General features: G+C 70.7%; 24 protein-coding genes and 1 pseudogene. 14 read left to right on the top strand and 11 right to left on the bottom strand.

Annotated features, from left to right (window positions below; all coding sequences use genetic code 11):
• Positions 1 to 76: 76 nt before the first annotated feature.
• The gene (locus tag OG332_RS10490) at positions 77 to 253 is read right to left on the bottom strand and encodes a hypothetical protein (protein ID WP_327413184.1); all 177 of its coding nucleotides are present in this window, start codon (positions 251 to 253) and stop codon (positions 77 to 79) included.
• Positions 250 to 549 carry a helix-turn-helix transcriptional regulator gene (locus tag OG332_RS10485; RefSeq protein WP_327413183.1) on the bottom strand — a complete coding sequence of 100 codons (300 nt, stop codon included), beginning with the start codon at positions 547 to 549 and terminating at the stop codon, positions 250 to 252. Before OG332_RS10485 ends, OG332_RS10490 begins: the two co-directional genes overlap by 4 nt.
• Before the next feature lie 279 nt (positions 550 to 828).
• Between OG332_RS10485 and OG332_RS10480 the strand changes: the two genes are divergently transcribed.
• Together OG332_RS10480 and OG332_RS10475 are read left to right on the top strand one after the other, a co-directional pair.
• The gene (locus OG332_RS10480) at positions 829 to 1,272 is read left to right on the top strand and encodes a helix-turn-helix domain-containing protein (protein ID WP_327413182.1); all 444 of its coding nucleotides are present in this window, start codon (positions 829 to 831) and stop codon (positions 1,270 to 1,272) included.
• Positions 1,273 to 1,493: 221 nt separating this feature from the next.
• Positions 1,494 to 1,688, top strand: a complete 195-nt coding sequence (locus tag OG332_RS10475) for a hypothetical protein (protein WP_327413181.1) — start codon at positions 1,494 to 1,496, stop codon at positions 1,686 to 1,688.
• Here the strand turns inward: OG332_RS10475 and OG332_RS10470 are convergent.
• Positions 1,685 to 3,166, bottom strand: coding sequence for a recombinase family protein (locus OG332_RS10470; RefSeq protein ID WP_327413180.1), 1,482 nt, complete (start codon positions 3,164 to 3,166; stop codon positions 1,685 to 1,687). The genes OG332_RS10475 and OG332_RS10470 overlap by 4 nt on opposite strands.
• Positions 3,167 to 3,174: 8 nt before the next feature.
• Between OG332_RS10470 and OG332_RS10465 the strand changes: the two are divergent.
• Positions 3,175 to 3,510, top strand: a pseudogene (locus OG332_RS10465) (IMP dehydrogenase); the annotation flags it as partial.
• Positions 3,511 to 3,609: 99 nt separating this feature from the next.
• Here OG332_RS10465 and OG332_RS10460 read toward each other — a convergent pair.
• Positions 3,610 to 5,154 carry a S8 family serine peptidase gene (locus OG332_RS10460; protein ID WP_327413179.1) on the bottom strand — a complete coding sequence of 515 codons (1,545 nt, stop codon included), beginning with the start codon at positions 5,152 to 5,154 and terminating at the stop codon, positions 3,610 to 3,612.
• Between the two features lie 257 nt (positions 5,155 to 5,411).
• On the opposite strand from OG332_RS10460, the gene OG332_RS10455 reads away from it, so the two are divergent.
• The 3 genes from OG332_RS10455 (at position 5,412) to moaA (ending at position 8,568) form a co-directional block, all read left to right on the top strand.
• Positions 5,412 to 5,777: a DUF485 domain-containing protein gene (locus OG332_RS10455; RefSeq protein WP_327413178.1), complete on the top strand. Its 366-nt coding sequence runs from the start codon at positions 5,412 to 5,414 to the stop codon at positions 5,775 to 5,777.
• Positions 5,774 to 7,399, top strand: a complete 1,626-nt coding sequence (locus tag OG332_RS10450; protein ID WP_327413177.1) for a solute symporter family protein — start codon at positions 5,774 to 5,776, stop codon at positions 7,397 to 7,399. The genes OG332_RS10455 and OG332_RS10450 overlap by 4 nt, the downstream gene beginning before the upstream one ends.
• A 179-nt stretch (positions 7,400 to 7,578) precedes the next feature.
• A complete protein-coding gene (moaA, locus tag OG332_RS10445; RefSeq protein WP_327413176.1) occupies positions 7,579 to 8,568 on the top strand; it encodes a GTP 3',8-cyclase MoaA in 990 nt (329 codons plus the stop codon).
• On the opposite strand, the gene OG332_RS10440 is transcribed toward moaA, so the two are convergent.
• Both OG332_RS10440 and OG332_RS10435 read right to left on the bottom strand, forming a co-directional pair.
• On the bottom strand, positions 8,565 to 8,798 hold the full coding sequence (locus OG332_RS10440; protein ID WP_327413175.1) for a hypothetical protein: 234 nt from the start codon (positions 8,796 to 8,798) through the stop codon (positions 8,565 to 8,567). The two genes, moaA and OG332_RS10440, sit on opposite strands and share 4 nt — an antisense overlap.
• Before the next feature lie 157 nt (positions 8,799 to 8,955).
• Positions 8,956 to 9,234: a DUF3099 domain-containing protein gene (locus OG332_RS10435; protein WP_361757390.1), complete on the bottom strand. Its 279-nt coding sequence runs from the start codon at positions 9,232 to 9,234 to the stop codon at positions 8,956 to 8,958.
• A 239-nt stretch (positions 9,235 to 9,473) separates the two neighbouring features.
• On the opposite strand from OG332_RS10435, the gene OG332_RS10430 reads away from it, so the two are divergent.
• Entirely contained in the window at positions 9,474 to 9,749 is a 276-nt protein-coding gene (locus OG332_RS10430; protein ID WP_327413173.1) for a GlsB/YeaQ/YmgE family stress response membrane protein, read from the top strand.
• 86 nt (positions 9,750 to 9,835) lie between these two features.
• Here the strand turns inward: OG332_RS10430 and tyrS are convergent, their stop codons facing one another.
• The 3 genes from tyrS to OG332_RS10415 all read right to left on the bottom strand — a co-directional run bounded on the left by tyrS (position 9,836) and on the right by OG332_RS10415 (position 14,132).
• Positions 9,836 to 11,104, bottom strand: a complete 1,269-nt coding sequence (gene tyrS / locus OG332_RS10425; RefSeq protein WP_327413172.1) for a tyrosine--tRNA ligase — start codon at positions 11,102 to 11,104, stop codon at positions 9,836 to 9,838.
• Positions 11,105 to 11,169: 65 nt separating this feature from the next.
• The gene (locus tag OG332_RS10420) at positions 11,170 to 12,573 is read right to left on the bottom strand and encodes a metallopeptidase TldD-related protein (RefSeq protein ID WP_327413171.1); all 1,404 of its coding nucleotides are present in this window, start codon (positions 12,571 to 12,573) and stop codon (positions 11,170 to 11,172) included.
• Entirely contained in the window at positions 12,570 to 14,132 is a 1,563-nt protein-coding gene (locus tag OG332_RS10415; protein WP_442816132.1) for a TldD/PmbA family protein, read from the bottom strand. The genes OG332_RS10420 and OG332_RS10415 overlap by 4 nt, the downstream gene beginning before the upstream one ends.
• 145 nt (positions 14,133 to 14,277) lie before the next feature.
• Between OG332_RS10415 and fabG the strand changes: the two genes are divergently transcribed.
• From fabG to OG332_RS10400, 3 genes are all read left to right on the top strand, one after another.
• Positions 14,278 to 14,997 carry a 3-oxoacyl-[acyl-carrier-protein] reductase gene (gene fabG, locus OG332_RS10410; protein ID WP_030717003.1) on the top strand — a complete coding sequence of 240 codons (720 nt, stop codon included), beginning with the start codon at positions 14,278 to 14,280 and terminating at the stop codon, positions 14,995 to 14,997.
• A 5-nt stretch (positions 14,998 to 15,002) separates the two neighbouring features.
• On the top strand, positions 15,003 to 15,773 hold the full coding sequence (gene fabI, locus OG332_RS10405) for an enoyl-ACP reductase FabI (RefSeq protein ID WP_030016880.1): 771 nt from the start codon (positions 15,003 to 15,005) through the stop codon (positions 15,771 to 15,773).
• 205 nt (positions 15,774 to 15,978) lie between these two features.
• Positions 15,979 to 16,410, top strand: coding sequence for a hypothetical protein (locus OG332_RS10400; protein ID WP_327413169.1), 432 nt, complete (start codon positions 15,979 to 15,981; stop codon positions 16,408 to 16,410).
• On the opposite strand, the gene OG332_RS10395 is transcribed toward OG332_RS10400, so the two are convergent.
• Positions 16,391 to 17,095: a FadR/GntR family transcriptional regulator gene (locus OG332_RS10395; RefSeq protein ID WP_327413168.1), complete on the bottom strand. Its 705-nt coding sequence runs from the start codon at positions 17,093 to 17,095 to the stop codon at positions 16,391 to 16,393. The genes OG332_RS10400 and OG332_RS10395 overlap by 20 nt on opposite strands.
• Before the next feature lie 57 nt (positions 17,096 to 17,152).
• Between OG332_RS10395 and OG332_RS10390 the strand changes: the two genes are divergently transcribed.
• From OG332_RS10390 to OG332_RS10375, 4 genes are all read left to right on the top strand, one after another.
• Positions 17,153 to 18,493 carry a CynX/NimT family MFS transporter gene (locus tag OG332_RS10390; protein WP_327413167.1) on the top strand — a complete coding sequence of 447 codons (1,341 nt, stop codon included), beginning with the start codon at positions 17,153 to 17,155 and terminating at the stop codon, positions 18,491 to 18,493.
• Between the two features lie 5 nt (positions 18,494 to 18,498).
• Positions 18,499 to 18,618, top strand: coding sequence for an SGM_5486 family transporter-associated protein (locus OG332_RS10385; protein ID WP_267882100.1), 120 nt, complete (start codon positions 18,499 to 18,501; stop codon positions 18,616 to 18,618).
• 182 nt (positions 18,619 to 18,800) lie between these two features.
• Positions 18,801 to 19,028 carry a hypothetical protein gene (locus OG332_RS10380; protein WP_327413166.1) on the top strand — a complete coding sequence of 76 codons (228 nt, stop codon included), beginning with the start codon at positions 18,801 to 18,803 and terminating at the stop codon, positions 19,026 to 19,028.
• Positions 19,029 to 19,112: 84 nt separating this feature from the next.
• Positions 19,113 to 19,634, top strand: a complete 522-nt coding sequence (locus OG332_RS10375) for a SixA phosphatase family protein (protein WP_327413165.1) — start codon at positions 19,113 to 19,115, stop codon at positions 19,632 to 19,634.
• Positions 19,635 to 19,723: 89 nt separating this feature from the next.
• On the opposite strand, the gene serB is transcribed toward OG332_RS10375, so the two are convergent.
• Entirely contained in the window at positions 19,724 to 20,923 is a 1,200-nt protein-coding gene (serB, locus tag OG332_RS10370; RefSeq protein ID WP_319729030.1) for a phosphoserine phosphatase SerB, read from the bottom strand.
• Positions 20,924 to 21,026 lie beyond the last annotated feature (103 nt).

The following is a 21,026-nucleotide window of genomic DNA, read 5'->3' as shown; positions in this document are numbered from 1 at the left end:
TTCCTCGTCTTCTGTGGTTGGTGAGGAATGCCGGGGTCGTTCCGGATAGCCGTCCGGGCGGCCCCGTCTTTTTGGGTCAGGCGGCCATCGGCAGGGCCGGCGTGCTCGCGACGCCGGGCCGGAACAGTCCGCGGATGCGGGCTTCCTGCTCGGCGGTCAGCGGCGGCGCGGCGGCCACGACCTTGGCGATGTGGGCCTCGTACGGCGTCATCGGCTCGACGGGGGCCGTGGTGGACGGCGCGGAGCCGGTCATCCTGCGGCCCGCACGAAGGCGATGGGGACCTCGGCGCGGGGGACCGGTACGGACCGGCCGGTCGGGGCGAAGAGCACGAGGACGTCGACTCCGATGACACGAGCAATGCCGTGTGCGGTGCTGACGAGGACGCACTCTTTCCGGCCACTGACGAGATTGCCTACGGCGGTGCTGGAGCAGCCGGCCTGTTTGGCGAGTTCGCGGATCGTGATGCTCTGGCCGGTGCCGGTGCGCTGCATGAGCAGTCGCAGCAGTTCCACGTTGAGCAGCCGATACAGGGGCTCGCTCGGAGACATGTCCACCTCCCTGGACTTATTGTCCACCGGGGTGGACATGAGAAGCATGCCACGGGGGTGGACAGCTTGTCCACTCCCGTGGACAAGATCTCCATGTCGACTCCGCGAGTGCCTCAATCCGGTCAAAAATCCCGGGCGCTCTGGCGCCGCCGTCCCCCAGCGTGGACACTCTGTCCATGCTGGAGGGCACCTCTGCCCACGCCACCAGCGATGATGTGGACCAACTCACGCTGGCAACAGGGACACCTACCGGCGCACCGCCCACTGGGGAGTGGCAAGATGACCGTCATGGTCGAGGACAACAGCGCAAGCGCGCCCGCACGGACGGACCTGTCCGACCTGCTGCGCGACCGCAGAGCCGAACTCCGCCTCTCCCTCCGGCAGGCCGAGGAACGCACCGGCCTGCGCGAGGACGGCACGCCGTTCATCCGCAAGAGCACGCTGGACAACCTGGAAAAGGCCACGCCCCGGATGACCTGGACCCCGCGGCTGCCTGAACTCCAGGCGCTTGCGCGGGCGTACGAGCTCCCCCTGGGGCGGGTGCAGGATGCCGCCGGCGCCCAGTTCATGGGGATCGACTCGGTGTGGAGCGGCTCCGGCCGGGCGCGCGCCCTGGTGCAGAACGCGGAGAGGCTCACCCCGCGGCAGCTGGAGCTGCTGGAGGAGCTTGCCGAAACTTTCGCAAATGAGGGGCCTGATGGGACATCAGTTACTCAGGAGTGAACAGTTTCGATTTGTAGTAGTTATGCGCTGTGTGTAGTCCGCCGCTGACTGAGATGACACGCTGAGCTTTCCGCCTGGGGGGCGTGAGGTCAGATAGCCTGTATCTGCGGCTCGATCGAACATGTGATCGATTCCGGCGGTACACCCAAAGCATGGGGGTTTTGATGGCAGACGCAGACGGTGAAGTCTGTAAGGCGAATATGCCGCTGGCATGCGTACCCATGGTGCGAGACTCCCGCGTCCCCGACGGCATGGCCGCAGTCCTACTCCACGCCGAAGACGGCCGGCTATGCCTCGCCGTACACCCTCTCGAAGTCAGCCAGCAGGCCGTAGACGAGTACAACCGGGCCATGGAACACGTAGGCAGACATGGCATCGGCACCGCCGACCTCGCCCGACCCCACCCCCAGGTCTAGCCCCTCCAGCGGATATCGATCCGCTCCACATCCATCTCCACACCCTTCGGCATACGGCCACGCCGCGCCGGGAGAATCCATACTTCCAGGAGGGCATCGACCACCGCGCGCTGCCGCGACAGGTCGATGCCCTCCCACTCTGCCGCCACATCCGCAGCGCCGACCAACCCCACCAGCGGGTTCGTCACCGAGGCCAGCGACAGCAGCTCCTCGGCGCGCCGCTTCCGCTCCCGCGCCTTCGCTGCCGCGGCCTGGTACTCCGCCTTGTCCATCTCGCCATCGCCGAACAGCTCGGCCAGGTCCTGGAGCCGCTGCCGCGCTGCGGTCAGCTCGGCGTCCGCCGCCTTGAGGTCGACCGGGTCGTCCTCGCGCTGGGCCAGCAGGTGGACCGCGTCCTTCCGTGAGAGCCGCGCGATCACCACCGCCCGCACGTAGTCGTCCAGCGGCTGCGCCCGCCGGGTGATGTGTGTGCCGCTGGAGCAGCGGTAGGCCGCCACGTGTCGGTGGCCAGCCCCCGTGCCCGAGGTGGAGCACCGTACGGGCAGACCGCATTCCGTCTCCTCCACCAGGTGGGCGCAGCGGTAGAGCCCGGACCCGAGCCAGCGGCGGGCGTTGCTCACCGCGGTCAGCCGCGTGGGGTCCTTCAACTTCGCCACGACCCCTCGCCAGACAGGCTCGGGAATGATGGCGGGCCACGCGGCCGCCCCGCGCTCCTCGCCGCGGTGCGAGAGCAAGCCGGCGTTGCGGTGCCGCAACAGCAGCGTCCGCAGCTCGCTGGCCGACCACTCCCGTGACACCGGCTCCCCGCGCGTACCGTCCTCCTGGCGATACCGGCGTGGCACCGTGCGGACCCCGGCCTCCTGCCACTCCCGGGCGATCGACTTGATCGATGCCCCGGCGAGCACCGCCTCGGCGGCCTCACGCAGGTGACGGGCCTCCGACTCGCGGACCGTGACCCCGTCCGCCTCGTACCCGAACGGGCGCGGCCCGCCGCGGTATCCGCCGGCCGCGAGGGTCTGCGCCTTCGCATCCTTGACGCGTTCGCCGATCTCCTCGGACTCGTACTGTGCGTCGATCGCTGCACGCCGCGCATCGCGTCGGCCCTCGGCGGTCGTCAAGTCGTACCGGCCCTGCTTGATCGTCTCGACGTGCACACCGCGATCGGTGATGAGGTCGAAGAAATCGAACGCGTCGCCGATGCGCCTATACAAGCGCTTCGGGGTCAGCGCCAGGACAGCGTCGGCCATCCCGGCCCGGAGCATGCCGAGCATCTGCTCATACTTGGGGCGCCGCTTCCCGCTGTACGCCGAGAGGTCGTTCTCGACGAACACCGCGGCCACGGCCCATCCGTGCTTGGCCGCGCGGGCCCGGCAGGCTTCCTCCTGGCGGGCGACGCCGGCGCCCCGGCCTTCGCGGTCGTCGCTGATGCGACAGTAGATGATGACGCGGAGGCGTTTGCCGTCGTGGTGTGTCCCCATGGGCGTGAAGTGTACGACGCTTGAAGCGTCTTGACGGAGGCTTTGTCCAGTCCATGCGCACCGCGGTGAACATCACCCGCGACGGCGGGGCCGTCGGCTACGTGGGCGTCCCGCACGGCAGCGGCACCGGCCTCGACCTCGGCGTCATGTTCGACCGCAACATCACCCTGCGCGGCGGGGTGGCCCCCGTCCGCGCCTACATCCCGGAGCTGCTGGAGGACGTGCTCAGCGGCGCGATCGACCCGGCGCCCGTCTTCGACCGCGCCGTGTCCCTGGACGAGGTCCCGGACGGCTACCGCGCGATGGACGACCGCACCGCGCTCAAGGTGCTGATCAAGCCCTGACCGGATGACCGGATGACCGGATGACCGGACGGGCCGGGCGGGGTGATCCCCGCCCGGCCCGTCCTCGTTCCCGCGCTCCGCCGCTGCCGGCGGACCGCCCTACTTGACGGTCTTGAGCGCGTCGACCACGCCGGAGCCGTAGTAGCCCGTCTGGCCCCACTTGGCCTTGCAGGTGGTGGCGTTGATCAGCGCGCCCGCGGCGTGGTAGATCTGCGTCGGGCAGGCGGCCTTCGTGGACTGCGCCTTGAGCATCGCCTGCAGCTGGGAAGGCGTGGCGTACGGGTGGGCGCTCTTGAGCAGCGCCACGACGCCCGCGACGTGCGGGGCGGCCATCGAGGTGCCCTGCTTGTAGCCGTAGCCGCCGCCCGGGACGGTCGACAGCACGCGCCCGTTGGCGTCCGGGGTGGCCGGGACCTGCCACTTGTCACCGCCGGGGGCGGCGACGTCCACGACCCCGAGGCCGTAGCTGGAGTAGTACGAGCGCAGGCCCTTGTCGCCGGTCGCCGAGACGGTGACCACACCCGGCAGCTGCGTGGGCAGGTCCAGGCAGACGCTCGGGTCGATGGTGCGCGGCACCGGGGTGGTGTCGTTCGGGCTGGTCTCGTCGACGAGGGATTCGGCCGCCAGGTCCTGGTCGGAGTTGCCGGCCGAGGCCACGTGGAGCGTGCCCTTGCGCTCGGCGTACTTGGTGGCCCGGCCGATGGCCTCCACCAGCGCCTTCTGGTCGTCGTCGGTCTTGCAGTTGAAGAGGTACGGGTCGACGTAGTAGCTGTTGTTCGTGACCTCGATCCCCTTCTCGGCGGCGAACATGAAGCCGCAGACGACCGCCTCGGTGTAGAAGAGGCTGGTCCCGGGCTCGCTCACCTTGATCGCGGCGATCTTCACGCCGGGCGCGACACCGCTGATGCCGAGGCCGTTGCGCGCGGCGCCGATGGTGCCGGCCACGTGGGTGCCGTGGTCGCTGCCGTCGGCGTACGGGCGCCAGGCACCCTCGGTGGTGTCCGCGACGCCGCCGACGCAGTTGGCCGACTGGCCCTTGGAGAAGTTCGGGGCGAGATCGGGGTGGGTGTCGTCGACACCCGTGTCGATGATGCCCACGGTGACGTCCCGGCTGCCATCGTTGATCTTGTGAGCCTCGTCGGCCTTGATCGTCCGCAGGTCCCACTGGTTGGGCTCCAGCGGCTCCTGACCCTCCTGGGCCTGCGCCGCGGCCTTGGCGGCGTCCGCCGCGCCCAACCGCTGCGTCGCGCCTTCCTCGGTGGTCTGCACCGCCTGCATCGGAGCCGTCCGGGTGGCGCCGACCGACACGAACAGACCGCGCTGGGCGCGCAGCTGCTTGGCGAAGTCCGGGTTCTGGGAATGTGCGACGACGACCCCGATCTGCTCATAGGCCGTCACCACCGTTCCGCCGGCCCGCTCGACGGCCTTCTTCGCCGCGTTCATCGTGGCGTACGCGTTCAGGTTCGCCACGTACGACAGCTTGGGCCCGGAGGTCGAGGGCTTCGCGGCCGTCGCCACGTCCGCCGTGTCGCCCAGCGGCGCGGCGGAGGCCGCGACCGAGGGCAGGAAGGCGAGCGAGGCGGTGAGCGCCAGGCCGGCCGGCACGGCGAGGGCGCGCCGGCGGACGGGTCCCAGATGAGCCATGGGTTCTCCAGATCATCTTCGAAAAAGCCGCCCGTACGCGGTCGCGTCGGGCGGGTTCATGACAAGCGAACCTAGCGCTGCCGTTCCCCACTGCGCCATCAGTTCGAGAAATCAGTTTCCGAAGAATCCATGGGTGTTGAACCATCCCGACGCGCCGCACGTGCCGTTGACAGGGGGGCTCGGCACCACCGGCCCCCCACACGGAGGTTGTTTTGTCCGTCGTCCCCACCGCACCCGCGTCACAAGGAGATCCCCCCGTGACCACCGAAGCAGCGCCGCCGCCGGGCAGCGCGGGAACGCCACTGGCCGGCCCCACGGCCGAAGACTTCGCGAGCGTCCAGCAGAGCGCCGAATTCGCCGAACTGCGGAGCTCCTACCGCTCCTTCGCCTTCCCGCTCACCGTGGCCTTCATCGCCTGGTACCTGCTCTACGTCCTGCTGTCGAACTACGCGGGCGGCTTCATGGGGACCAAGGTCTTCGGCAACATCAACGTCGCCCTCGTGCTCGGCCTCGCCCAGTTCGCGACGACCTTCCTCATCGCCTGGCTGTACGCGCGGCACGCCGCCACCAGGCTCGACCCCAAGGCAGAGGCCATCAAGGCGCGGATGGAGGCCGCGGAATGAGCAGCGCGCTCCACCTGACGACGGCCGCGGGCGCCTCCGAGCACCGCCCGCTGATCATCACCCTGTTCGGGCTGTTCGTCGTCGCCACCCTGATCATCACCGTCTGGGCCGGCCGCCAGACCAAGGACGCCGCCGACTTCTACGCGGGCGGCCGCCAGTTCACCGGCTTCCAGAACGGTCTCGCCATCTCCGGCGACTACATGTCCGCGGCGTCCTTCCTCGGCATCGCCGGGGCCATCGCCCTCTTCGGCTACGACGGCTTCCTCTACTCCATCGGCTTCCTCGTGGCGTGGCTGGTCGCCCTGCTCCTCGTCGCCGAGCCGCTGCGCAATTCCGGCCGCTACACGATGGGCGACGTGCTCGCGTACCGGATGCGCCAGCGGCCCGTCCGGACCGCCGCCGGCACCTCAACCATCGTGGTCTCGATCTTCTACCTGCTCGCCCAGATGGCCGGAGCCGGCGTGCTCGTCTCGCTGCTCCTGGGCATCACCAGCGACGGCGGCAAGGTCGCCATCGTCGCGCTGGTCGGCGTCCTGATGATCGTCTACGTCACCATCGGCGGCATGAAGGGCACCACCTGGGTCCAGATGGTCAAGGCCGTCCTGCTCATCGTGGGCACCCTCCTGATCACCTTCCTGGTCCTGGTGAAGTTCAACTTCAACATCTCCGACCTGCTGGGCAGGGCCGCGGAGAACAGCGGGCAGGGGGCGAAGTTCCTCGAGCCGGGGATGAAGTACGGCAAGGACCCGACCTCGAAGCTGGACTTCATCTCGCTCGGCATCGCCCTGGTCCTGGGCACCGCCGGCCTGCCGCACATCCTGATCCGCTTCTACACGGTGCCCACCGCCAAGGCCGCGCGGAAGTCCGTGAACTGGGCCATCGGCATCATCGGCGCCTTCTACCTGATGACCATCGCCCTCGGTTTCGGGGCCGCGGCCCTGCTCGACCGGGCCGAGATCATCAAGTCCAACAAGGCGGGCAACACGGCGGCGCCGCTGCTCGCCCAGGCGGTCGGCGGAGGCCCCGACTCCACAGGCGGCGCGATCCTGCTCGCCGTGATCTCCGCGGTCGCCTTCGCCACCATCCTCGCCGTGGTGGCGGGCCTCACCCTCGCCTCCTCCTCGTCCTTCGCGCACGACCTGTACGTGAACGTGATCCGCAAGGGCAAGGCCACCGAGAAGGAGGAGGTGCGCGCCGCCCGCTGGTCCACGGTCGTCATCGGGGCCGTCGCCATCGGCCTGGGGGCCCTGGCCCGCGACCTCAACGTCGCCGGGCTGGTCGCGCTCGCCTTCGCGGTCGCCGCCTCCGCCAACCTGCCGACGATCCTCTACAGCCTCTTCTGGAAGCGCTTCACCACCCAGGGCGCGCTCTGGTCCATCTACGGCGGCCTGATCTCGGCGGTCGGCCTGGTGCTCTTCTCCCCGGTCGTGTCCGGCAAGCCCACCTCGATGTTCAAGGACGCGGACTTCTTCTGGTTCCCGCTGGAGAACCCGGGCATCATCTCGATCCCCCTCGGGTTCTTCCTGGGCTGGCTGGGAACCGTCCTCTCCAAGGAGAAGGCCGACCCCCAGAAGTTCGCCGAGCTGGAGGTGCGCTCCCTCACCGGAACAGGGGCGCACTGACATCGTCCGAACACCCAGCGTGGCCGCGTCGTAGGTCCCTACGACGCGGCCGCGTTACGTCTCGTTTCATTTGGGCACCTCTTCACGACACAAGCGTCGCGTAGGCTCGGAATAGAACGCGTGAAGTAGATCCAAATGTTGCGCGTACCTCTAGATCCGGACAGGGGAGGGGGCCCACAGTGCTTCTCGACACCTACGGCCGTGTGGCCACTGACCTGCGCGTCTCACTCACCGACCGGTGCAATCTGCGCTGTACCTACTGCATGCCCGAAGAAGGGCTGCAGTGGCTCGGCAAGTCCGATCTGCTCAGCGACGACGAGATCGTCCGGCTGGTCCGCATCGCCGTCACCCGGCTCGGCATCACCGAGGTCCGCTTCACCGGCGGCGAGCCCCTGCTCCGCCCCGGCCTGGTCGGGATCGTCGAGCAGTGCGCGGCCCTGGAGCCCCGCCCCAAGATGTCGCTGACCACGAACGGCATCGGCCTCAAGCGCACCGCCCAGGCCCTCAAGGCCGCCGGCCTGGACCGGGTGAACGTTTCCCTGGACACCCTGCGGCCCGAGGTCTTCAAGACCCTCACCCGCCGCGACCGGCACAAGGACGTCATCGAGGGCATGGCCGCGGCCCGCGAGGCCGGCCTCACCCCCGTCAAGGTCAATGCCGTGCTCATGCCCGGGCTCAACGACGACGAGGCCCCCGACCTGCTGGCCTGGGCCGTGGAGAACGAGTACGAGCTCCGCTTCATCGAGCAGATGCCGCTCGACGCCCAGCACGGCTGGAAGCGCGACGGCATGATCACCGCCGGGGACATCCTGCAGTCCCTGCGCACCCGCTTCACGCTCACCGAGGAAGGCGCCGACGAGCGCGGCTCCGCCCCGGCCGAGCGCTGGGTGGTCGACGGCGGCCCGGCCACCGTCGGCGTCATCGCCTCGGTCACCCGCCCGTTCTGCAGCGCCTGCGACCGTACGCGGCTCACGGCCGACGGCCAGGTCCGTACGTGCCTGTTCGCCACCGAGGAGTCGGACCTGCGCGCCGCCCTGCGCTCGGGCGCCCCGGACGAGGAGATCGCCCGGCTGTGGAAGGTGGCGATGTGGGGCAAGAAGGCCGGGTCCGGCCTCGACGACCCGTCCTTCCTGCAGCCCGACCGCCCGATGTCCGCGATCGGCGGCTAGCGCTCCGAGCCCTCCGGCTGCACCCACTCGTCGAGCTTCACGACGTCTTTGAGGAAACCGCGGACGCCCAGGAACTGGGAGAGGTGTTCGCGGTGCTCCTCGCACGCCAGCCACGTCTTGCGCCGCTCCGGCGTGTGCAGCGTCGGGTTGTTCCACGCCAGCACCCAGACGGCCGCGTCGCGGCAGCCCTTGGCGGAGCAGGTGGGGGTCTCGGTATCAGGGGAGGTCACGCCTCAACCCTACAAACCCCCGGAGCGGGCCCGGACCGGAAAGGCGACGCCGAGCAGCCACGGGGGGAGCTGCCCGGCGTCGGTCCGTCGCTCCGACGGGGGATGCGGAGCGCGTGAGCAGTATGTCACGCAGGACCCGGTGCAGTGCACCGGAACTTCATGATTGATCTGAGCTTTTCTTGAGGTTTCCCGCGTCCAGCGCCGGCCGCACCGGAGCGGGGATGAAGTGGGAGGGCAGCGAGGGCGTCGACTCGCGCCCCGCGTTCGCGATGACCACGGCCACGTAGGGCAGCAGGGCTCCCGCGACGAGCGTCACGATGGCCACCGGGCGCTGCACGTTCCACAACAGTACGGTCGCGATGACCGACAGGGTCCTGATTCCCATCGAGATCACGTACCGGCGCTGGCGGCCCCGCACGTCCTCGTCGAGACCCATCCGCGCACCGGTGATCCGGAACACCTCGGCCCCGTTCCGCTTCTGCCGCTTCGTCTGTTCCACGCTCCACCGCCTGATCGCCCGCCGGGCGCTCCCCGGCCCGGACCCTTCCCACGGTACGCCGCCCCCGTATCCGCCAGGAGAGGGGGCACCCCCATGGGGGTGCCCGAAATGCGCTGTACGCCGGACGGGCCGAGACTGGCCCCACGTGCGCACAACGCGCCAGGAGGAGGCTCGACATGTCTTGGTTGTGGGCGATCATCGTCGGTTTCGTGCTGGGACTGATAGCCAAGGCCATCCTGCCGGGCAAGCAGCATCAGCCCCTCTGGCTGACCACGCTCTTCGGCATCGCCGGCGCGGTCCTCGGCAACGCCGTGGCCACCTGGATCGGCGTCGGCGAGACCCGGGGCATCGACTGGACCAGGCACCTGCTCCAGCTCGCCGGAGCGGTCGCGATCGTCGGGCTCGGCGAGATGATGTACGGAGCGATCAAGGGCAAGCGGCAGATGACGTGACGCACCGCGGGTCATGACGAAGGGGCCGGCCGGACCAAGCGTCCGAACCGGCCCCTCCGCAGTGCTCCGCGGCGTCCTGCGAGGCCTCAGGCCCCGGTGACCTCGACGGCCGCCAGGTTCTTCTTGCCCCGGCGCAGCACCAGCCAGCGCCCGTGCAGCAGGTCCTCCTTGGCGGGGACCGCGTCCTCGGCGGTGACCTTCGCGTTGTTCACGTAGGCGCCGCCCTCCTTCACGGTCCGGCGGGCGGCCGACTTGCTCGCGACCAGGCCCGTCTCCGCGAGCAGGTCCACGACCAGGCCCAGCTCCGCGACCTGCGCGTGCGGCAGCTCGGACAGGGCCGCGGCCAGCGTGGCCTCGTCCAGGTCCGCCAGCTCGCCCTGACCGAACAGTGCCTTCGAAGCGGCGATCACGGCGGCGCACTGGTCGGCGCCGTGCACGAGCGTGGTCAGCTCCTCCGCCAGCGCCCGCTGCGCGGCACGCGCCTGCGGCCGCTCGGCGGTCTGCGTCTCCAGCGCCTCCAGCTCCTCACGGGACTTGAAGGACAGGATCCGCATGTAGGTGGAGATGTCCCGGTCGTCCACGTTCAGCCAGAACTGGTAGAACGCGTACGGCGTGGTCATCTCCGGGTCGAGCCAGACGGCCCCGCTCTCGGACTTGCCGAACTTGGTGCCGTCCGCCTTGACCATCAGCGGGGTCGCCAGCGCGTGCACGACCGCGCCCGGCTCGACGCGGTGGATCAGGTCGAGCCCGGCCGTCAGGTTGCCCCACTGGTCGGAGCCGCCCTGCTGGAGCACGCAGCCGTAGCGCCGGTACAGCTCCAGGAAGTCCATCCCCTGGAGCAGCTGGTAGCTGAACTCGGTGTAGCTGATGCCCTGGTCGGAGTCGAGCCGCTTGGCGACCGAGTCCTTCGTCAGCATCTTGTTGACCCGGAAGTGCTTGCCGATGTCCCGCAGGAACTCGATGGCGGACATGCCCGCCGTCCAGTCCAGGTTGTTCACCATGAGCGCCGCGTTCTCGCCCTCGAAGGACAGGAACGGCTCGATCTGGGTGCGCAGCCGCGTCACCCAGTTCGCGATGGTCTCCGGGTCGTTCAGGGTCCGCTCGGCCGTCGGCCGCGGGTCGCCGATCTGCCCGGTGGCCCCGCCGACCAGCGCCAGCGGCCGGTTCCCGGCCAGCTGGAGCCGGCGCACGGTGAGTACCTGCACCAGGTGCCCCACGTGCAGCGAGGCGGCCGTCGGGTCGAAGCCGCAATAGAACGTGACCGGACCGTCCGCGAAGGCCTTGCGCAGCGCTTCTTCATCAGTGGACTGGGCGAAGAGCCCACGCCACTTCAGTTCGTCGACGATGTCCGTCACGGTCGCTCGACTCCTTCGGATGATGGAAAATGCAACACTTCGTTGCAACGGTCAGTCTAGGCCGGTCAGACGCCCTTGCTGACCGAACTCATGTTGAAATCCGGGATGCGCAGCGCGGGCATCGCGGCCCGGGTGAACCAGTCGCTCCACTCGCGCGGCAGCGTCTTCTCGGTCCGGCCGGCCTCCGAGGCCCGCGACAGCAGGTCCACGGGGGACTCGTTGAACCGGAAGTTGTTGACCTCGCCGACGACCTGACCGTTCTCCACCAGGTAGACGCCGTCCCGGGTCAGCCCCGTGAGCAGCAGCGTGGCCGGGTCCACCTCGCGGATGTACCAGAGGCAGGTCAGCAGCAGACCCCGCTCGGTCCCCGCCACCATCTCCTCCAGGGACTTCTCGCCGCCCCCGTCGAGGATCAGGTTCCCGAAGCCGGGGGAGAGCTGCATGCCGGTCAGACCGGCGGTGTGCCGGGTCGTGGTCAGCCGGGCCAGCTGCCCGTCGCGGATCCACTCGGTCGGCGGGACCGGCAGGCCGTTGTCGAAGACCGAGGCGTCGTCGCCGGAGCTGTGCGCGATCACGAACGGCGCGGTCTCCAGGCCCGGCGCGTTCGGGTCGCTGCGCAGCGTCAGCGGCAGTTCGGACAGCTTCTCGCCGAGCCGGGTGCCGCCGCCGGGCTTGGAGAAGACCGTACGGCCCTCCACCGCGTCCCGGGCCGCCGCCGACCACATCTGGTAGATCAGCAGGTCCGCCACGGCCGTCGGCGGCAGCAGGGTCTCGTACCGCCCGGCGGGCAGGTCGATCTTCCGCTCCGCCCAGCCCAGGCGCACGGCGAGCTCCGCGTCCAGCACGGTCGGGTCCACGTCCTTGAAGTCCCGGGTGGAGCGGCCGGCCCAGGCCGAGCGCTGCCGGTCCGGGGACTTCGCGTTGATCTCCAGCGTGCCGTTGGGCTGGTCGTGGCGCAGCCGCAGCCCGGTGGAGGTGCCGACGTACGTGGAGACCAGCTCGTGGTTGGCGAAGCCGTACAGCTCCCGGCCGCCGGCCCGGGCCCGGGCGAAGGCCTCGCCGAGGGCCGGCGCGAAGTCGGCGAACACCGCCGAGGTGGTCTCGGCGGGGGCGTCGGTGAAGTCCGGCGAGGCCGGGGTCCCGGTGACCAGCGGCTGGGCGTCCTCCGCCGGGCCCGCCCCGCGCGCGGCCGCCTCGGCGGCCCGCACCAGCGGCTCCAGGTCGGCCGCGGTCACGGCGGAGCGCGAGACGACCCCCGAGGCCGTGCCCTCCTTGCCGTCGACCGTGGCGATGACCGTCAAGGTCCGGCCGCGGGTGACGCCGTTGGTGGTCAGCGCGTTGCCCGCCCAGCGCAGGTTGGCGCTGGACTCCTCGTCGGCGATGACGACGCAGCCGTCGGCGGTGGACAGCTCCAGCGCCCGCTCGACGATCTCGTGGGGCTTGGTGCGTCCGTTCGAAAGCGTGCTCATCGGCCGGCCTCCTGCGTGGTGTTCAAGATGTTCACGTCGCGGAACAGCGCGGACGGGCAGCCGTGCGAGACCGCCGCGACCTGCCCCGGCTGGGCCTTGCCGCAGTTGAAGGCGCCGCCCAGGACGTAGGTCTGGGGGCCGCCGACCTTCTCCATCGAGCCCCAGAAATCGGTCGTGGTGGCCTGGTACGCCACGTCGCGCAGCTGTCCGGCCAGCCGGCCGTTCTCGATCCGGAAGAACCGCTGCCCGGTGAACTGGAAGTTGTAGCGCTGCATGTCGATCGACCAGGAGCGGTCGCCGACCACGTAGATCCCGCGCTCCACCCCGCCGATCAGGTCCTCGGTCGAGAGGCCGCCCGGATCCGGCTGCAGCGAGACGTTCGCCATCCGCTGGACGGGCACGTGCCCGGGGGAGTCGGCGTAGGCGCAGCCGTTGGAGCGGCCCAGGCCCGTCAGCCTCGCGATCCGCCGGTCCAGCTGGTAGCCGACCAGGGTGCCGTCCTTGACCAGGTCCCAGGACTGCGCCTGGACGCCCTCGTCGTCGTACCCGATGGTCGCCAGACCGTGCTCGGCCGTGCGGTCACCGGTCACGTTCATGATCGAGGAGCCGTACGTCAGCTTGTTCAGCTGGTCGAAGGTGGCGAAGGAGGTCCCCGCGTACGCCGCCTCGTAGCCCAGCGCCCGGTCGAGCTCGGTGGCGTGGCCGATGGACTCGTGGATGGTGAGCCACAGGTTGGACGGGTCCACCACCAGGTCGTAGCGGCCTGCCTCGACGCTCGGCGCCCGCATCTTCTCGGCGAGCAGGCCCGGGATCTGCTCCAGCTCGGAGTTCCAGTCCCAGCCGGTGCCGGTCAGGTACTCCCAGCCGCGGCCGGCGGGCGGGGCGATGGTGCGCATGGAGTCGAACTCGCCGGTCGTGCCGTTCACGGCGACGGCGGTGAGCTGCGGGTGGATCCGCACCCGCTGCTGCGTGGTCGAGGTGCCCGCGGTGTCGGCGTAGAACTTGTTCTCGTGCACGGCGAGCAGCGAGGCGTCCACGTGCGCCACGCCGTCGGCCGCCAGCAGGCGCGCGCTCCAGTCGGCGAGCAGCGCCGCCTTCTCCGCGTCCGGCACCTCGAAGGGGTTCACGTCGTAGGCGGAGATCCAGGTGCGGTCCGCGTGCACCGGCTCGTCGGCGAGCTCCACGCGCTCGTCCGAACCGGCGGCCTTGATCACCTGGGCGGACAGCTTCGCCATGGCCACGGCCTGCGAGGCCACCTTGGCGGCGGCGTCCATGGTCAGGTCCACACCGGAGGCGAACCCCCAGCTGCCTCCGTGCACCACGCGGACCGCGAATCCGAGGTCGGTGGTGTCGGACCCGCCGGCGGGCTTGGCGTCGCGCAGGCGCCAGGAGGCGCTGCGGATCCGCTCCAGCCGGAAGTCGGCATGCTCGGCGCCCAGCGCGCGGGCCCGGGCGAGCGCCGCGTCGGCGAGCGCCCGCAAGGGAAGCGCGGTGAAGGCCGCGTCGATGGAATGGGGCACGGAAGTCCTCCCGGGGTCGGGGCCGGTCGCCCCGATCATGTCGCGATCGGGGCTCTCGTGCCTACATCTTTCTGTAGGGACTCGACAGAGCCCGCCGCGAGGCCCTGTCGGGGGTCGATTCTCCGTACGAGCGGTGCGACCTATAGGTTTTTGGTATTCAGACCGCTAGCGAAAGGGTGATCCGTTGAGCCGCTCGGTTCTCGTCACCGGAGGAAACCGGGGCATCGGCCTCGCCATCGCCCGAGCCTTCGCGGAGGCCGGCGACAAGGTCGCGATCACGTTCCGGTCGGGTGAGCCGCCGGAGGCGCTCACCTCGCTCGGTGTCCTGGCGGTGCGGTGCGACATCACCGACTCCGAGCAGGTGGAGCAGGCCTACAAGCAGATCGAGGACGCGCACGGCGCGGTCGAGGTGCTGGTGGCCAATGCCGGCATCACCAAGGACACGCTGCTGATGCGGATGTCCGAGGAGGACTTCGCGTCCGTCGTCGACACGAACCTCACCGGCACGTTCCGGGTGGTAAAGCGCGCGAACCGTGGCATGCTCCGTGCCAAGAAGGGCCGCGTCGTCCTGATCTCCTCGGTCGTCGGACTGCTCGGTTCGGCCGGCCAGGCCAACTACGCCGCTTCGAAGGCCGCGCTGGTCGGCTTCGCCCGCTCGCTCGCCCGTGAGCTGGGCTCCCGCAACATCACCTTCAACGTCGTCGCCCCCGGTTTCGTGGACACCGACATGACGAAGGTGCTCACCGACGAGCAGCGCGCGGGCATCGTGGGCCAGGTGCCGCTCGGCCGTTACGCGCAGCCCGAGGAGATCGCGGCAGCCGTCCGCTTCCTGGCGTCCGACGACGCCGCGTACATCACCGGAGCCGTCATTCCCGTTGACGGCGGATTGGGCATGGGTCACTGATCACCATGAGCGGAATTCTCGAGGGCAAGCGCATCCTCATCACGGGTGTGCTGATGGAGTCCTCCATCGCCTTCCACACGGCCCGGCTGGCCCAGGAGCAGGGCGCCGAGGTCATCCTCACCGCCTGGCCGCGCCCGTCGCTGACCGAGCGCATCGCGAAGAAGCTGCCCAAGCCGGTCAAGGTGATCGAGCTCGACGTCACCAACGACGAGCACCTGGCCCGTCTGGAGGGCCTCGTCCGCGACGAGCTCGGCGGCCTCGACGGCGTCGTCCACTCGATCGGCTTCGCGCCGCAGGACGCCCTCGGCGGCAACTTCCTGAACACCCCGTTCGAGTCGGTCGCCACCGCCATGCACGTTTCGGCGTTCTCGCTGAAGTCGCTGACCATGGCCTGCAAGCCGCTCTTCCCGGCGGAGGGCGCGGCCGTCGTCGGCCTCACCTTCGACGCGCAGTTCGCCTGGCCGCAGTACGACTGGATGGGCCCGGCCAAGGCCGCCCTGGAGGCCACCAGCCGTTACCTCGCCCGCGACCTGGGCAAGGAGAACATCCGCTGCAACCTGGTCTCGGCCGGTCCGATCGGCTCCATGGCCGCGAAGTCCATCCCGGGCTTCGGTGAGCTGGCCGAGGTCTGGAACTCCCGCTCCATGCTGGAGTGGGACATGAGCGACCCGGAGCCGACGGGCAAGGGCGTCGTGGCCCTGCTGTCCGACTGGTTCCCGAAGACCACCGGCGAGATCGTCCACGTGGACGGCGGCCTGCACGCGATGGGTGCCTGACCTCCGGTCAGGGCTCCTGCGTCCGTACGGCGGCGGCCGCGCTTCCCTCCGGGGAGGCGCGGCCGCCGCCGTTTCACGTGGCCGGGCCGCTGGTCGCTCGTATGTTCACCGGCCGACCGGATCTTCCCGAGTCGAAAACTAGGACAGATGCCTGCAAACTGGCCAGGTCGGGATCTTCCCGGCTCCTGCGGGGAGGAGGGTAGGAGTGCGAGCGAGGCCGAGCCGAACGGTATCGATGCTGGTCACCTCGGTGATCCTGACCGGACTCCTGGTCCCCGGAGCGGCCGCGCAGCCCGTGGGAGACGAATCGGCGCCCGGCCCCGAAGCGGTGGCGCCGGCCGTCGTGGAACTCGCCGACATCCCCGCCGAGCCCCCAGCCCAGCCCTCGCGCCCCACCGGGCGGGAACTCTTCGGAGCCGACTGCGACACCACGATCGAGGGCTCGCAGGTGACGGCGAACTGCCACAACGCCTACCCGGAGACCGACCTGCTGCGGCTGCACGTCGAATGCGACCGCTGGTGGGACGTGGACGGGGACGGCGCCGCCGTGGCCGTCGGACCGGCCGGCCGGGTGGAGCTCACCGGCCGCTGCTGGAAAGAGGTCCGATCGGCCTGGGTCAGCCACCAGCGGGCGTGAGCGGGTCCCCGGCCTTGTTCCTGCCGAGGCAGGCGAAGGGGTGGCCCGCCGCCTCCGAAGCCGCCGCGTCCCTGTCCCCGCGCCGGATCGCCTCGATCAGCCGCGCGTGGTCCAGATGGGCCGACGGATGCAGCTCGGTGCCCACGTCCGCCCGCAGCCAGTCGGCCACCAGGTCGCCGAGGTCCGCGTACAGCCCGATCAGCACCTCGTTGTGCGAGGCCGTCACCACCGCCATGTGCAGGCTCACGTCCGCGGCCACGAAGACCTCCGCGTCCCCGCCCGCCCAGGCCTCCTCACGGCGCGCCAGCAGCGCGTCCAGCTGTACGAGGTCCCGCTCGGTGCGCCGCTCCGCCGCCAGCCGGGCCGCCGAGGACTCCAGCGTCGAACGCAGCTCGGCGATGTGCCGCGGCTCGGCGCCGGCGAACCGGCGGTGCATGACGCCGGCCAGCTCGCTGGTGGCGATGACGTACGTGCCCGAGCCCTGCCGGATGTCCAGGAGGCCGTTGTGCGCCAGCGCCCGCACGGCCTCGCGCACCGTGTTGCGGGCGACGCCGAGCAGCTCGACGAGCTCCGGCTCGGTCGGGATGCGGGCGCCGACCGGCCACTCGCCGGAGGTGATCTGGTTCCGCAGCTGGGCGATCACCTGATCGACGAGTGCGGAGCGCCGTGGCGACGTCAGCGGCATGGGTTCCTCTCAAGAGCGACTGGACAACCAATCATCCCATGATTCTATGATGGCTGGATGTCCGACGAAGAACTCCAGACGCTCGACCGGCCCGCCGGGAGCCACCCGCCCCCGCGGCAGGCCGCCCGCGAGGCCGTGGACCGCGCTGCGGCCGCCGCCACCCCGCACGCGACGGCGCAGCCGACCTGGCTCGGCCCGGTGCTCATCGTCGGAATCGTGCTGGCCGCCCTCAACCTGCGGCCCGCCATCACCAGCCTCGGCGCCCTCTTCGAGGAGACCCGCACGGGTCTCGGCATGAGCGGCACCGTCGCCGGACTGATCACCTCCGTCCCCGCCCTCTGCTTCGCCGTCTTCGGCGTCACCGCGCCCCGGCTCTCCCGCCGCTTCGGCCCGGCCGCCGTCGTCTGCGCCGGCATGGCCGCCGTCGCCACCGGCCTGCTGATCCGCCCCTTCACGAGCGGAGCCGCGGGCTTCCTGGCGGCCAGCGCCCTCTCCCTGGCCGGCATAGCCCTCACCAACGTCCTGCTCCCGGTGATCGTCAAGCGCTACTTCCCGGACCGGGTCGGCACCATGACCGGCCTGTACTCCATGGCCCTGGCCGCGGGCACCTCCCTCGCCGCCGCCGCGACCGTCCCGCTGACCGGCGCCCTCGGCGGCAGCTGGCGCACCGGCCTGCTGATCTGGGCCGTGCTCGCCCTGGTCGCCGTACTGCCCTGGCTGCCCATCGCCCGCGCCTCCCGGCGCGCCGAGCGGGCCGCGACCGCAGCCGCCTCCGGCGCGGGTACCGCCGTACGGGCCGACGCGGGCCCGCGGGTCGTCCGCAGCCGCACCGCCTGGGCCCTCGCCTGCTACTTCGGCCTCCAGGCCACGGGCGCGTACATCACCATGGGCTGGCTCCCGCAGATCTTCCGCGACGCCGGGGTCTCCGCCTCCACCGCCGGTGTGCTGCTCGCCGTCACCATGGTCATGGGCGTCCCGCTCGCCTTCGTCATCCCGGGCCTCGCAGCCCGGATGAAGAACCAGGGCGTCATCGCCGCCGTCCTCGGCGTCTTCGGGCTCACCGGCTACCTCGGGCTCTACTTCGCCCCCGCCGCGGGAGCCTGGGCCTGGGCGCTCCTGCTCGGCATCTCCAACTGCGCGTTCCCCCTCGTCATCACCCTCATCGGGCTGCGCGCCAAGTCCCCCGCAGGCGTGGTCAAGCTCTCCGCCTTCGCCCAGAGCACCGGCTACCTCATCTCCATCCCCGGCCCCCTCCTCATCGGCGCCCTCTACCAGCACAGCGGCGGCTGGGACCTGCCGCTCGCCCTGATGGCGGGCCTGCTCGTCCCGCAGATCGCGCTGGGAATCCTGGCAGGCCGGGACCGCACGATCGAGGACGAATGCGGCATGCGAGACTGACCGGCATGTCGCCCGTACTTGAACCGAACCCGCAGGACGGCCGCAAGAAGCTCGGCCTCGTGCTCGGCGCGATCCTCGGCATCACCGTGATCATCTCGGTGATCGCCACGATCGCCTCGCCCTGAGGACGCCGCCGAGGACGCCGCCGAGGACGCCCGCCTCCCCCTGAGGGTGGGGACAACCCCACCACCCCTAGGGGGTCAGGCTCAGGGTGAAGTGGGGTGTGCCCCGGATGGGACCGGCCGCACCGGATCCATAGATTCGTGAACAGCGAGCCAGTCCCGTCCGCACACCCACGGAGGCGGCCATGTCGGCCCCCATGCACACCCGGTCCCTCCCGTCCGTCACCGCCCCCCGGGCCCGCGCCACCGCCGGCGCCAGCGCCCGGCTGCATTGGTGGGCGCTGGCCCTGCCCGCCCTCGCCTTCGGCCTCCTGCTGACGCTCCTGGCCGGCTCCGGCGAGGCCCACGCGGCCACCGGCGAGGTCTCGTCCCTGGTCCAGGTCGCGGAGCAGCTCCTGCGCGCCGTCGGCTGACCTCCCGAGCGCCCCTCACCTCCCGGGGTGAGCCCCCCCCAACACCCTGCGCCCCGTGGCTCGTTTCATGCGAAGCTGGGAGTCATGAGCGCCGACACACCCCGCAGGATCGCCCTTCTCCGGCACGCCAAGGCCGACTGGCCCGAGGTGTCCGACCACGACCGCCCGCTGGCGGAACGAGGCCGCACGGACGCGTCGGCCGTCGGTCTGAAGCTCGCCGAGACCGGCACCGTCTTCGACCTGGCCCTCTGCTCCACCGCGGCCCGCACCCGAGAGACCTGGAAGCTCGCCGTCCAGGAGATGCCGCACCGGCCCAAGACCCACTACGAGGAGAGGCTCTACGACGCCTCGCTGGGCGAGCTCATCGCCCTGCTGAACGAGACCTCCGACGAGGTCTCCGATCTCCTCGTCATCGGCCACAACCCCGGCATACACGCCCTCGCCGACGCCCTCTCCGGGCGTGCGGAGGGAGAGACCCTCGCGAGGATGACCCGTACGGGATTCCCCACCGCGGCCCTCGCCGTCGTCTCCTTCACCGGATCGTGGAAGTCCGTGGAGCACGGGGTGGGCACCCTGCTCGACTACTGGACCCCCAAGGGACACTGACCGGCCCGACCGGCCGCGTACGCGCGAACGGGCCCCGGCAGCCGCATCGGCCTCCGGGGCCCGTTCGCATCCCGTTCGTGTCCCGAGGGTCAGGCCAGATCGGCGGCCTCGACCTCCTCGCGGGTGATCCCGAGCAGGTACAGCACCGCGTCGAGGAAGGGCACGTTCACCGCCGTGTGCGCGGCCTCGCGGACCACCGGCTTGGCGTTGAAGGCCACGCCCAGCCCGGCCGCGTTCAGCATGTCCAGGTCGTTGGCCCCGTCACCGATGGCCACCGTCTGGGCCAGCGGCACCCCGGCCTCGGCGGCGAAGCGGCGCAGCAGCCGGGCCTTGCCCGCCCGGTCCACGATCTCGCCGGTGACCCGGCCCGTCAGCTTCCCGTCGACGATCTCCAGCGTGTTGGCGGAGGCGAAGTCCAGCCCCAGCCGCTCCCGCAGATCGTCCGTGACCTGGGTGAACCCGCCCGAGACCACGCCCACCTGGTAGCCGAGCCGCTTGAGCGTGCGGATCAGGGTCCGGGCACCCGGGGTCAGCTGCACCTCGGCGCGGACCTTGTCCACGACGGAGGCGTCCAGGCCCGCCAGCAGCGCCACCCGGGCGTGCAGCGACTGCTCGAAGTCCAGCTCGCCGCGCATGGCCCGCTCGGTGACCTCGGCGACCTCGGCCTCGCACCCGGCGTGCGCGGCGAACAGCTCGATGACCTCGTCCTGGATCAGGGTCGAGTCCACGTCCATGACGACCAGGCGCTGGGCCCGGCGGTGCAGTCCGGCCGAGACCACGGCCACGTCCACGCCGATGTGCGCGGAGGCGGTGGCCAGGGCGGTGCGCAGCGGCTCGGTCTCGACACCGGAGACGGCGAACTCCACCGCCGTCACCGGGTACTTGGCGAGGCGGAAGATGCGGTCGATGTTGCCGCCGGTCTCGGTGATCCGGGAGGCGATGGCGGCCGTGGACTCGGCGGTGAGCGGGTGCCCGAGCACGGTGACATGGGAGCGGCCGCTGCCGCGCGGCCGGTTGTCACCGGTGCCGGAGAGGATCTCGGCCTGCATCTTGAGGGACTCGGCCCAGCTGTGGACGGTGGCCCGCAGGTCGCCCTCGGCGCCGCCGGCGGGCTTGGTGACGAGGGCGCACAGGACGATGCGGCCACGGGTGACGACCTGCTCGATGTCGACGACATCGACGGAGTAGGCGGCGAGGGTGTCGAACAGCCCGGCGGTGATCCCGGGACGGTCCTTGCCGAAGATCTTGACGAGGAGGGTGGGGACGTCGGAGGTCTGCGATGCGCTCATGGTGCCCTCACCGTATCTTCCCGACCCCGAGCCCAGGACCCCCGTCCCACGTCTTGAACGGTCGCGCCGACCAAGCGAACGACCCGGTGCGGCACCGCTGCAC

This window comes from Streptomyces sp. NBC_01233 (assembly GCF_035989305.1).
Taxonomy (GTDB): domain Bacteria; phylum Actinomycetota; class Actinomycetes; order Streptomycetales; family Streptomycetaceae; genus Streptomyces.
This window is presented reverse-complemented; position numbering and strand designations above follow the sequence as displayed.